Annotated in this window: 3 protein-coding genes and 3 pseudogenes; 3 read left to right on the top strand and 3 right to left on the bottom strand. The window is 57.4% G+C overall.

Going from position 1 to position 13030, the window contains the following annotated elements; genetic code table 11:
* Window positions 1-54: 54 nt before the first annotated feature.
* Window positions 55-319: pseudogene (locus tag PQR27_RS38620) on the bottom strand (hypothetical protein); the annotation flags it as partial.
* Between the two features lie 718 nt (window positions 320-1037).
* Here PQR27_RS38620 and dld point away from each other — a divergent pair.
* Together dld and PQR27_RS38610 are read left to right on the top strand one after the other, a co-directional pair.
* Window positions 1038-2729, top strand: a complete 1692-nt coding sequence (dld, locus tag PQR27_RS38615) for a D-lactate dehydrogenase (RefSeq protein ID WP_408528893.1) — start codon at window positions 1038-1040, stop codon at window positions 2727-2729.
* 692 nt (window positions 2730-3421) lie between these two features.
* Window positions 3422-3598 (top strand): annotated as a pseudogene (locus tag PQR27_RS38610) (IS21 family transposase); the annotation flags it as partial.
* 561 nt (window positions 3599-4159) lie between these two features.
* Here PQR27_RS38610 and PQR27_RS38605 read toward each other — a convergent pair.
* Window positions 4160-4729: pseudogene (locus tag PQR27_RS38605) on the bottom strand (CoA-transferase); the annotation flags it as partial.
* 1132 nt (window positions 4730-5861) lie between these two features.
* Between PQR27_RS38605 and PQR27_RS38600 the strand changes: the two are divergent.
* Window positions 5862-9227 (top strand): ATP-binding protein, encoded by a 3366-nt coding sequence (locus PQR27_RS38600; RefSeq protein ID WP_408528892.1) that lies wholly within the window; start codon window positions 5862-5864, stop codon window positions 9225-9227.
* Between the two features lie 391 nt (window positions 9228-9618).
* Here PQR27_RS38600 and PQR27_RS38595 read toward each other — a convergent pair whose 3' ends face one another.
* Entirely contained in the window at window positions 9619-12492 is a 2874-nt protein-coding gene (locus tag PQR27_RS38595; RefSeq protein WP_408528891.1) for an ATP-binding protein, read from the bottom strand.
* Between the last annotated feature and the right edge of the window lie 538 nt (window positions 12493-13030).

The following is a 13030-nucleotide window of genomic DNA, read 5'->3' as shown; positions in this document are numbered from 1 at the left end:
TAATTATTTGATCTTCATTGGTGGTATCTCGGCGCGACTCCGGATGCGGACTCCTCGCTTGCCCTCGAAGAGCGGCCATCGCAGTGCGGGCAGTAGGCTACGCACTTGTAGCGGTATTCTTGCTGGCCCGGAACATCGGCATTGCGACAGCGCGAGCCCGTCGCGAGCACCACGCCTTTCGCGCGCAGCGTCGCGCCGCGTAGATCGCAGCCGCCGCAACAGTTGGGCCGCCGTCGACGATAAGCATGTCAAAAATCTCTTTCGCGTTGCGCGCGGGGGCGCCGGTGTCCAGCTTCGCGAGAATCTCGCCGACACCCACCTACCCGTAGAGTCCAGCAAATGGCGGCCCGAACTGAACTTGAAGAATGCTTTCGGCACGGGCAATCCTCGTAAGCGCTTCTCGTAACATCATTTCAAATATTGAAAAGGTGTTTTACGTTTTGGATCATCTGTCGACGAAACAAGAATCGAGATCGCTCAAACCCAGGCCGGCTGGACATTCCCCGGTTGGTGCTTCAGTCGAAAAATCGTGGTCGACACTTTTTCGCTATTGAAAGGGACAGCGACTTGTACTTACCATTGTGCTTGTCGAACGCTACGGGGCATCGGAAATGAACCTTACAAGGACTATTTAATTGGTTTGTACTGCTTATAAGATATAGCAAATCGCTATTCCAGATTTTCAACATCGGATTTTTCGTCGTTCTTCGCGAGAGCGGCCTGAATGCAGTGCACGCGGTCGTTGCCTCACGTTAGGCGCCGTCTGCCCGGCTCGCTGTCGTGTCCGCTGGTTGTCAAGCAGACTCCGAAACAAGGGAAAGCAGCGCGCATTTCTGAAGCTGACGTCAGAACGCCGCGGACGGGGAATGTATCGCCGTTTCGGTCGGAGTCAGGACGACCGCGTACGTGAACGGATCTGGATCGGCTGCACTGACCGGGCAATTGGCTGTGGCCAGTCACGAATGGTTAGCGGTTTTATTGGAAGCCAGGTGGCTCCAATCCAAAGGGATGAGCCTTGAAGAGCATGGAGCATAGATATGTCAAGCAAAGATGTACTAAGTAAGCTGAGAAGTGTGGTTTCAGCAACGGATCTATTAACCGGTGAAGACGAGAAGGTTTTTTATACCAAGGGTTTTCGGATCGGACACGGCAAAGCGCTCGCAATTGCGCTGCCCCGCACGCTACTGCAACTTTGGCAGGTTCTTGAAGTTTGCGTCGCAAATGATGTAATCATTCTGATGCAAGCGTCGAACACCGGCATTACCGGAGGCTCGACTCCAAACGGAGATGATTACGATAGAGATCTGATAATCGTCAGCACTCGGCGTCTTGGCGGACTTCAAGTCATTGATGGCGCGAAGCAAGTCATTGCATTCCCCGGATCAACATTGACCGAGTTGGAAAATGCCCTTAAGCCATACAATAAAGAACCGCATTCTGTCATTGGCTCTACATGTATCGGCGCATCCGTTATCGGCGGAATCTGTAATAATTCCGGCGGTTCGTTGATTCGGCGTGGTCCGGCATTTACCGAAAAATCCCTTTTCGCCAGGATCGACACGAGTGGAAAGCTTCAACTCGTCAACAATCTCGGAATCAAGCTAGGACAGGATCCGAAAACCATTCTCGAGAACCTCGCTTCACGTCAGTACACGACGGGCGATACGCCCGACTGGGACGGAAAGTTGTGGGCGGAAGATTACGCAGAAAAACTTCGTGACGTAACCGCGGATAGTCCCGCTCGTTACAATGGGAATCCGGAATATTTGCACGACAGCGCCGGCAGTGCAGGAAAACTTGCGGTCTTTGCCGTTCGCTTGCCTACCTTTGATGCCCCGGCGAATACCACCACTTTCTACATTGGAACTAACGACGAATCTGAACTGGTTCAGCTGCGTCATTTCCTTTTGACAAGCTTGTCCCAACTGCCGATCCAGGCGGAGTACATGCACAGAGGCGCGCTAGACCTCTCGATTCGTTACGGGAAGCACATCTACAAGGCGATCCGGCGCCTTGGTCCTGAGAAGATCCCGGAATTGATCGCACAAAAGGCGAAGTGGGACAGGTTGGTTAAGCGCGTTCCCTTACTTCCCGAAAACACCGTGGACAAGGCAATCCAGATCTCCAACGCACTCACTCCAATTGGTCTGGCTGACCGAATCCCCAGCTATATGGATCTGTATGAACACCACCTGGTGATCAAGGCTGATGAGCGCGATGAAACAGAAATGGCCGCACTCCTCGAACGCTTTTTTGCAACTCGTACAGGGAAGTACTTCAAATGCAACGAGGACGAAGCTCGCGACGCGTTTCTTGTACGATTCACTGTCGGTGCCTGCACCATTTGCTACTGCGAAAGTCATGGAATTGACACTAACGAAAGGTTGCTCGCATTTGATGTGGCGCTACGTCGGAATGACACTGAGTGGCGCCTGAAATTGCCACCTCACCTGCGAGAGCAGGTCTTGCTGGACTCTTGCTGCGGACACTTCTTCTGCTTTGTGAATCACCAGGACTACATCCTGAAGCCAGGATGCGACGCTGTTCTCTTCAAGAAAGAGGTATTGGCATACCTCGAGAGTCGCGGTGCGAAATACCCCGCCGAGCATAACGTCGGCCACCTGTACCATGCATCTGAGGGTTATGAGGCGCAAATGAGGCGGCTCGACCCGACGAATAGCTTCAATCCAGGTATTGGGAAGACGAGCAAGAAAAAATATTGGCATTAGAGAAGCCGAGGGGTGTCGAAAATCAAGAGAAATTCGACATCCCGACACTTGGCTTAGTGCTAGCCAGTGGGGGAGTTTCGTCCGCTACACATGCAGTTCCATTGCACCGACCTCAGGTCCCGTCACTAATCCGTTGCTTTTTGGCGATCCAGTGCGGAGCGACTATTCGTCGTGTGCACGTCGTTGCTGTGCGCATTCGCTTCCTCTGGGCTTTCATAGATATACGTGGCGACGCTGCGCCGCTGCAGAGCAGTGCCCAGTTTCAGTCTCAGGAAGCTGCTCGTGGTGTATCTCGTCACGCTCGCGTAATAGCGTGAAACCAGTGATGTCACCATGTCCGAGTATGCATCAGGGACCTCGGGGCGGATTGAGAAGTTGTCGTAGTTGACCACTACGTGCGGCTTGACACTAACGTCGTGGAGACAAGTTCCGACCTCACTGCGAATCGCTGTCACTGACCGCGTTATGGAGCCATTCCGGGATCGGCGTATTGGCGCCACCAGATGATCGGCGCTTAGGCGCCAGCGCAGGATCGGCGTTTTGGCGCCAGTCCGTGACCGGCGTAAAGGAGCCAGTCGATGATCGGCGTATAGGCGCCACCGGCGCCGGGTGTTGAACGCGATTCGAACTTTCCAGATGGGTACGCTCCGTTCTTTCTGAACGGAGTGTCCATGACCAACCGGAGGTTCGAATTGTTTGAGTACCGTCAAGTCCTTGTCCGCATGCGGCAAGGCGATTCCGATCGCGACATTGGGCGTAGCGGCCTGATGGGTCGCAAGAAGTTGACCGCTGTTCGTCGTATGGCCGGCGAGCGCGGCTGGCTGAATCCCGGGCAGCCGTTGCCTGACGATACCGTGATTGCCGGCGTTAAACGTGCCGACGAAGACGACCCTCTTGGCGCTCTGGCTGATGTTGATGAAACCGCCAGCGCCAGCCAGTTTCGGCCCGAACTTGCTCACATTGAGGTTGCCTACCCGGTCGGCCTGCGCGAGCCCGAGAAATGCGATATCCAGCCCTCCACCATCGTAGAAATCGAATTGGTATGGCTGGTCTATGATGGCTTGCGTGTTGGTCGCCGCTCCGAAGTTCAAGCCACGTACCGGTATCCCCCCGATGACGCCCGGCTCGGTCGTCATCGTAAACAGGTCGAGGACTTGCTCTTCATTGGCGACACTGGCGATACCCTCCGGCATGCCGATACCAAGATTCACGACACTATTGGCCTTAAGCTCGAAAGCGGCGCGCCGGGCGATGACTTTCCTGACGTCCAACTTCATCGGTGGCAGAGATGTCGCGGCGACTCGAAGCTCGCAGGAAAAGGCCGCGGAGTAGGGTTCCGCAAACGTCTGCCAATGTTGTTCGGGCTTCGCGACAACCACACAGTCGACCATGATGCGCGGTATTTTCACGTCCCGCGGATTCAACGTGTTGGATTCTGCCAGTCGTTCGACCTGAACGATAACAATGCCACCCGAGTTGCGCGCTGCCATGGCGATGGACAAAGATTCCAGTGTGAGTGCCTCCTTCTCCATCGTGATGTTTCCGGATGCATCCGCGGTCGTACCTCTGATAATGGCGACGTCTATCGGGAAGGACTTGTAAAAGAGGTACTCTTCACCGCCGAGGGACATAAGGGTAACTAGCTCGTCCGTTGTCCGTGCGTTGAGCTTTCCGCCGCCATTGCGGGGGTCCACAAACGTTCCCAAACCGATTGTCGACAGGTGTCCAGACTTGTGTGCGGCGATGTCGCGAAACAGATGTGAAATAACGCCTTGAGGGAGGTTATGGGCCTCGATCCGTCCGTCGATTGCCAGCTTCTGAAGCCCCGGCACCAGGCCCCAATGCCCGCCGATGACACGCCGCACCAACCCCTCGTGTGCTAGATGATTCAGTCCCTTCGTTTTGCCATCACCCTGTCCGGCGGCGTAGACGAGTGTCAGGTCGTGCAGCGGCGGGCCATTGTTTTTCTTTGCATCGAGAAATCGCTGCTCTAATGCCACCGCGACTTCTTCGGCGAATCCAATGCCAACAAATTCGCCGGTTGCGATGGTGTCTCCCTAGCGAACAAGTTGGACCGCCTCATCGGCGCTCACAACCTTTCCTCGCTCCACACACTTCGCTGTGATGTGGGAAACGGATGCTGGAATTCTCCGTTCATGACGTCTCCTTGTTTCACGGGGTTGTTAGCCCTCTACTGGCTTGCGCGCAGTTCCTAGCGCCGGGTGGCTTGCCACCGGCAGCGCCTCAGCCATGCGACATACCTTTTCGCACTCCCCCGCATGAGTCAGCCCTTACAACCGGCTACGCGAGTGGGAGAACGTCGCGATTTATATATGCTATGCCGTAGCGGGCGGCGCAGCGAATGATTATCCGTTGCTTTACTCGCGTTGGCTCCCGGGCACCATCACGCGAGTAGCTTCGAGCTTTCCGGCACAACCGGTCGCTGCGATGTTCGGATTCGATGTTTGTGCGGTGCAACAGACAAGCGTTAGTCCGTTCGCGCTAGTGAGGACGGCAGCAAAGCAGGGTTATGATGCCGTGACGGTGTCTGTGATCCGCGCATCGCGATCTATGCGAATAGCGCGGCTTTGCGCATGGGCGGAAATCCAGGTCGCATCTTCAGCATTTGCGCAAATCCCGTCGGGCAAGACAAGCTCTCCATTTGGCCCATCCTAATCCAGATCCTTCGCGGAGCGCATACCGACGTACATGACCCCCATGGAAGGTCCGGTATGCGAGCGGAACGGACGTTCGAACATCCGCGCGAAACTGATGACCAACGTCCATAGATTGCCGAAAGTTGCTGTCTCGGATCCGGCGAACAAGGTACGCCAGTCGGATTCTTCAAATGACATCCCCGACGAAGTGGAGAGAATTATTGACGCCGGCCCTCCCCATATCTCGGAAAACAAAAATCGTGGCGTTGATCGTTTATCGTGTAATTGGCCTTGGCATTGCCCGTCAGCGTCATAGGCGGCATCCGTCTTACGCTTGGAGATGTGGGGCGTCCAACTGCGACTGAAAATCAAAACATTTGGCGGGGAACGAGAAGTGTCTTACTGTTAAGGCAAACGCCGTCGCGCCGCGCGCTTCGCGTCGGCGCGGTCCATTAAAGAACGGAAATGCTCAAGGATGCAGCTTACCGATGGTGGGCCAACTGGAGGCCACGGGCTAGATCTTCTTTCGCCGGCAGAGGTGCTGGGTGTGTTGTCCCGCACCTTGGCCAGCCCAGAGTTTCTGTCGTCTCCGCGGATGGGGGCGTTTTTGAAGTTCCTAGTCGAGGAACGCCTTGCCGGCCGCGAAAGGTCGCTGAAAGAATTGAACATCGCCATGTCAGTCTTCGGCAAGAATTCGTCATTCGATCCGGGCAGCAATGCCATTGTTCGTGTGGAGGCTGGACGACTACGCCGCCTGCTGGCCGACTTCTCCCGTGGTTCCGGGATCGATGAGCGGCATTTCCTTGAGATACCGAAGGGCACCTATGTGCCATTCCTTCGCCGCGCATCAACACCAGGACGACTGCATTCCAGCCTAAGTTGTGCCCCCCAATTGCCTGGCCGACATCACGTCACGGTGATTGCCTGCAGACTTCCTAGAAGTATCTCCAATAAATCGATTGATTCCGGCCGAATACATGATGACTTTCTTGTCTTTCGAAGGATATTTACAAGGGTCACGGAAAAATTCGGTGGAAAAGTTGCGGAAGAGGCCGGCGATCGATTTGTGGGCTATTTCGGTTGGCCGAGATCCCTAGAAAATGCCGCCTATCTTGCCGTCGCTGCGGCAAGAGAACTGGTTCTCGGGGAAATTGAGCCGGCCAAAGATGACTCTGTCGCCGGGCTTGAGCAGACCCCAGCGGACGTTGCGATAAAGGTCGGGGTGGCAACCGGCTGGGCAATCAGCGGTGCGCGAAACACCGATTCAGCGACATCCGTTCCCTCGTTGTTGGGAGACGTATTGGATGACGCTACGGCAATTTCCTACTGTGCCTCGGCTGGAGGCGTATTCCTGTCCGAAGCAACCTATCGGATCCTGCGCCATTATTGCCGTGTCGATTCGCCCTGCAACTGCCTTGCATTGGGTGAGAGCGTCTGGCGACTTGGGGAATTGGGGATACCCTTCGACCCCAACGAGGACGTGCCGCTAGTCGGGCGCCGCCACGAACTCGACCTTCTGTTCGGACGTTGGTCTCGGGTCGAGGCCAAAGAAGGGCAGATCGTCGTCGTTAGCGGCGAGCCGGGGATTGGCAAGTCGCGTCTGATCAACGATCTGTGGGCGTCAATCCGGCAAAATGGTGGGCAGCGTATGCTTCTTAGGGCGCTCCCGCTCTATTCGAGGAGCGCGTTGTCACCTGTGCGGGACGTCATCTCCGAATTGGCCGGGATCATGCGTGCGGATGGCGGCGAGCAAATCAATGCCAAACTCCTCTCGCTCGCGACAACAGTGGGGGAGTCCGAGGCCCCGGGTATAGCGCTGCTCGGCTCGTTGTTCGGCTTGATGCTGCCGGACGCGCTGCAGGACATGCCGGCGAGCCGTCGCAAGGAAACGACCTTTGCAATGCTTGTTAGGCTGATTTTCACCGCAGCGCACAAGGCTCCCCTGCTTCTGGTCGTTGAGGATGTTCATTGGCTTGACCCCTCTACGACTGAACTCATCCATTTGATCGCACGTAGCCTCCAGGCCCAGCCAATCATGCTGGCAGTAACCTCGCGGCCGGGGGACGATCAGTGGCGTAGTTTGCCGCGCGCCACAGTCTTGGAACTAGCGCCACTGGGCAAGGCCGACGTCGAACAAATGATAGATGAAGTCGCCGGCTCTGAGAAACTGTCGGCAGAGCAGCGCAAACTAGTGATCGAAAAGACAGAAGGCATTCCGCTATTTGTCGAAGAATTTGCAAAAACCCTTTGTGACACGCCTGAGTTCGGCGGGCCACTTCCTGAGCGGTTGATTGACCTTCTGATGGCACGGCTCGATCGACTGGGCGACAAGATATTCGTCGCGCAAGTCGCGGCCGCGATCGGTCGGGAATTTCGCAGTGATGTTTTGGCCACTGTGGCGGAACTGCCGGAGGACGCCCTTGGCGAGTCCATGCGGACGCTGGTCGAGGAAGGCGTGATTCTTCCGGGCGGGGAGGGCGGGACAGGAACAGGTTGCTTCCGCCATATTCTGTTTCGCGACGCGGCCTATGAATCGATGCTGCTCGAGCAACGCCGCCCGATTCATGAGCGGATCGCGCGGCTATTGGCAGGGCAAACCGGCTTTGAGCGGCGCGCCGAAATTATCGCTGACCATCTCGTCAAGGCGGGTCTTACCGAAGAATCGGCGCCCTGGTGGCTGGAGGCGGGAAAGCGGGCGGCGAAAGATTTTGCCAACGAGGAGGCGATCAGCCATTTTCGCGCCGGTCTCGCGGCGCTTAAAGGACCTGCGCTCACTGCCGCAAGCAAGAGGCACAGGCTCGAATTGCTCACGGAACTGGGCGTTGTTCTTCGGATTACCGAGGGTTATGGAGCGCCCGAGTTATTGCCTATTTACGAGGAGGCCAAGACGCTCTGTGCGCAGATTCATAGTCCCGACCAAGAAGGCGCGACCTTTGCCGGGCTTTGGGCCTATTTCTGCGCGCGTGGCGACTGGGTGGAATCACGTACCATCGCCGCCGAGGTTGCTCAGCGAGCCAAGGAAGCACGCCATCGCGGCCTGCTTCTGGAGGCCCGTAGGTTGTTCGGTACGAGCGCCCTTTTTCAGGGACGACTGTCAGAGGCGATACTCTGGTATGACAAAGTTCTGCGCCGCTACGACTTGGTGCGTTACAAGCCGTCCTATGGCTACGACACGGGAGCCGCTGCCGCCGTCTACAGCGCATGGGCGCTGTTCCTCCAGGGCGATGAGAAAGCGGCCCTGATGCGAGCGGATTTGGCCTGGTCGATCGCCCTGTCTCAAAAGCATGCGCCAACGCAGGCCATCGTTCTGGGTTGGCGCTCGGTACTGGACATTCTTCGCAGTGGAACCAAAGAGGGTCGCGAACATGGCGCATTACTGAGGGAACTCAGCGAAAAACATGGTTTCAACAACTGGAGCCCGTTGGCCCAACTCGTCCTGGCCTGGAGCGAGACCATGACCGGCTTGCGGCCTTTTGATTATGTGGCAATGAGCCAGAGTATCACTGAGTTTTGCGTCGGTTGGGGTGGGTTCCTTTCCCCCTTCCTCTGGATGACGGTTTCCCAATGCTGCGAAGTGGGTAATCGAAACGATCTGGCGTTGAGGGCTCTTATTCAGGCCGAAGAGTTTGTCAAATGCCATAGCGAACATATTTGGGATGCCGAAATCCTTCGAAGGCGTGGCGAGTTGGTATTAAAAGGGGATAGTGCCGACCGGAAGACCCTCGCAGCCGGATATTTCAGCCAGGCCGTCGCCCTCGCAGTATCGCAGGGTTCTGCCATATTCGAGCAACGGGCGCAAACGAGCCTAGCTAACCTAAAGTCGCCAAGTGGGAGAGTTTGATAGATGGGTTGCGGGCATTCGTTCTGGCCTCGCGCTGCGCAAAGAAGTATTTGTTGAGGAAAGTATAGGAGCGAAGTACTAGCATGACGGAGTCGCACTGTCCGGCTGGAGGCCCCATGGCGGGACCGGTCGGTGATAAGACAGACCGCGTTATTCGGCCCCCTTGAGCGCTGCGGAAGAGTCGCTCCGCAGCACATGTCCGACCGCTCCGACGGACAGCAGTTTGTCGATATTCGCCGCGCCATAGCCCAGTTTCATGAGAATTTCCGTTGTATTGGCTCCCGGTGCCTGAGCGGCTGTGAGCTCCGGCAAAGGCAAGCCGTCGAACTGAAACCAGGTCGACCGGAGATTGAAGGTGGGAAGATCGCCTGTACCGGTCCCAAAGGCTATGTCAATAGGCCGCGGTGTTATTGGCTCGCAAAGGGATCGCAAGAGGGCAATCAAAGGATTCAAATGGCGCTGGCAAAGTCGATCGGGCCGAATCGAACTGAGCCGGCGATATTCCAGTGTGTTCCCATAACCGTTCGAGACTTCCTCTGCAACGCGTCTCCCAAGCCAGGAACCCGCGACGCCGTGCGACGTGCAAAGCGTTCACAAGTATACATTCCGCCAGATACGAGGCGGCGTCGGACTCCACCCGTAGAAGCATGACCTCCGCTTCCGCACGCAGCAGTTCGACCCATGAAAAGATGTCGTTCACAGCTGCCGCCCTTGCCATGGCGCGAGCAATCAACGCGTCTGCATCGCGGGCTCGGCCAAACCTTGCCAATGCAATGGCGGTTTCGGCGAGGAACGCGGTCAGTACGACGCAGTACTGCGCGTCGCCAATTTCGTCCAACGAAGGGGCGATGCTGGCGTCATACGATTCGACCTGACCCAAGCGCAGCGCAATCAAACCTCGCCACATTTCCGCGCGGGCCTTCCATGTCGACCCGCCATGCCGCCGGGCGGCGTCCGAGAGCATCCGCACCGCCTCGTCGAGCCACGCATCGTCATTGCGCAGCAATGTTGTCTGGCATAGCGCCTCGCTCAACGCGTAACAGATCGAAGGAGTGTGGCCGAGCGCGCGCGCGTCTTGGAGTGCTCGCTGCGCCGTCATTTCCGCCTCTTCGTGACGGCCGAGAAAGGACAACGCCTGCGCAAGCACGGAACGGGTCATGCTGTGCTCATCATAGAGGAACCGGATTCGCTCGGAGCGCCCGACGCGGCCATCCAGCATGCAGATCGACTCCAGTTCGAGGAGTGCTTCATTCAGTTGTCCGAGGCACAGATGTGCTATTCCGGACATCGTGCGCGCCACCATCCGGTCGCTGGACCAGGAGGAGTCTGCAGCAACCTCTGAAAAGTGCGAAGCCAACGCAAGCGCCTGCGGATATCGCCCATTCAGGTATGCATGACTCCAACAGCCCCATAAGCCCCGTAGCTGATATTCCACATCACCGGTCTCCTGCGCGAGCGCCAACGCAGCGGCAAATGCTTCGCAAGTCTGAGCGCCCGCACTCTGGAAAAGCAGGCACGCGCCGCGCGCTGCCTCCAGTTTCATCTCCCATTCGACCACGGGCAAATTCAACCGGGCGTGGAGGGAAAGCCGCGCCAACGCCTCGAGAGCTGTCTCCAAGCGGCGAAGACTTTCCTCAAACAATGCAAAGTGCATTGCCGGGGCGATACTGGCCACGGTAAGCTCGATCGCGACCACTGTTCTCCCTTCATTTGCGAAGCCCCATTCGACAGCCGCGCGCAGATCGTCCAGATAAATCCCGAACGTGCGGTTCCAGTCAATCTCGGCGCGTTCTCTGGCGAACTTCTCGGCGGTCCGGAAAATATCGAGAACGTGCCGCGCGTGACGTGCTAGCCAGTCGTCGCTTGTACCGCTTTCGACCAGACGGTCACGCGCATACGCACGGATCGTGTCGAGTAGCCGGTAGTGCATCTTGGGGAGGTTGGGAACGGCACCCAAAAGCGACTTGTCGACGAGTTCGGCAATAGCGCTCGTTACCTCGTGTGGCGGCATGTCGGTGGCGACGATCATCCGCTGCGCCGAGTCCAGCGTGAAGGTTCCCGCGAACAGACTGAGCCGGGCCAACACCGTCTGAAGCCGCGGCGGCAAAAGCGCGTAGCTCCAGTCGACCGTTGCGCGTAATGTCTGCTGGCGCGGGAGCGCGGTCCGCGCCCCATTGCGAAGGATCTGAAAGCGGTCGTCGAGGCGGTCAGCCACGCCCTGAATGCCAAGGGCACCGGTACACGCGGCCGCGAGTTCGATCGCCAGCGGGATGCCGTCCAATTGTCTGCAAATGCGGGCGATCAGCGGCATGCACGCGTCGATGCCCGCGTCCGGCTCCAAACTGGTCCGTTCGAGGAATAGCTGGATCGCGCCGAAGCGCATAGCGTCGTGCGCCTCGTCATGCGACGGCATGTCGAGCGATGGCACATGATAAACCCGCTCACCCTCGATCCTCAGCGCCTCCCGGCTCGTGACAATGACAGTCGAAGCAGGAGTCACCTGTAGAAGCCTCTCAATGAGCTCAGCTGCGCTTTCTATAAGGTGTTCGCAATTGTCAACGAGAATGAGGAGGCGCCGATCATGAAGGCTTAGCGCAATTTCTTCGAAGTCTCGTGTTCCATCACCAGGCGGAAAACCGAATGCGGCCGCGACAGTGGTCGGCAGGTAGTCCGCCGATGCGGTCGCTGCCAGTTCCACAAAGACGGTGCCGTCGGCGAAGTTCGACGACACCTGGCGGGCCGCCTCGATCGCGAGCCGCGTTTTGCCCACCCCGCCTGCCCCGACGAGGGTGACGAGGCGTCGCGACCGGATCAGATCCATGAGTTCCGCGAGATGGGTCTCGCGGCCAATGAGCCGCGACACATAGGCGGGAAGCCCTTTGCCGCGGAGTGCGACCGGGGCCGCCGGCGCCGCGCTCGCAGGATCTTGAGTCGACGGCGTATGAGTGACCAACTCTCCGACAAATTGATAACCACGTCCGGCAATGGTCCGGATCGCATCGCGATCACTTTGCAGCGCGCGCCGCAGTAGCGATACCTGACCTTCAAGCGTGTTCTCGCCTACGATTCTTCGCGGCCAGACCACCTCCATGATCTCTTCCTTGCTGACGACCGTACCACGCTGCGCGATAAGCAGCATCAGAAGGTCGAACGCGCGGTCCCCAACGCTGACGCACACACCGTCATGACTCAGCTCACGACGGCCGGGGTTGACGGTCGTCACGCCGAAGCGAAACAGGATGGCAGATTGAGACAGCGTGACCATGATGTGTCCTCGGGGTAGCGCGGGCTCCGACAAGGCAAATGTTCAGGGAATACGGCGTCGCTACTTTCCCCGTCGATCCATTCCTAGTGTCGGCGTCGGAACAATGTCAGGCTCAACTGAGTCGAAAGACGCCGCAGCGCCGGATACATACTCCCATCACTAGCGCATCGAATTGGGCATGCGGTGCTCGATGAGACGCAAGGGAATTTGCTCGTGCAACGCACCGATGGAATTCAAACTTTGATAGCGTGAAGAGCAGACGGCTCCTTGTCTCGCGCCACCGTGCACATCGCGCTTTTGCAGAGGACTGGTTCCAATTCGTCAAAGTGTTTTATAACCACGGTCCACGTCATCTATCACTAGCCATCGTATCACCATTGCCGGCGGATACTAAACTCGCCAAGTACGCAGAGCCGTTCGATAGCACGCTGGGTGACGGTAATCAAATTTGCCTGTGCGGGATGCTAGCTGCAGACATTGCTTGGCTGTCAGAGAGTGTCCGACTTGCCGTGTAAACATTTTTCTTGACCAACGAGCA

Origin of the sequence: Paraburkholderia fungorum (assembly GCF_046027215.1) — a bacterium.
GTDB classification, from domain to species: domain Bacteria; phylum Pseudomonadota; class Gammaproteobacteria; order Burkholderiales; family Burkholderiaceae; genus Paraburkholderia; species Paraburkholderia fungorum_D.
Note: the sequence above shows the minus strand (reverse complement) of the source record. Positions and strands in the feature narration are given on the sequence as shown.

Excerpts from the sequence above, each read along its gene's own strand:
- PQR27_RS38600 (WP_408528892.1), top strand. The coding sequence starts at position 5,862 with ATGCAGCTTACCGATGGTGGGCCAACTGGAGGCCACGGGCTAGATCTT.
- dld (WP_408528893.1), top strand. The coding sequence starts at position 1,038 with ATGTCAAGCAAAGATGTACTAAGTAAGCTGAGAAGTGTGGTTTCAGCA.
- PQR27_RS38595 (WP_408528891.1), bottom strand. The coding sequence starts at position 12,492 with ATGGTCACGCTGTCTCAATCTGCCATCCTGTTTCGCTTCGGCGTGACG.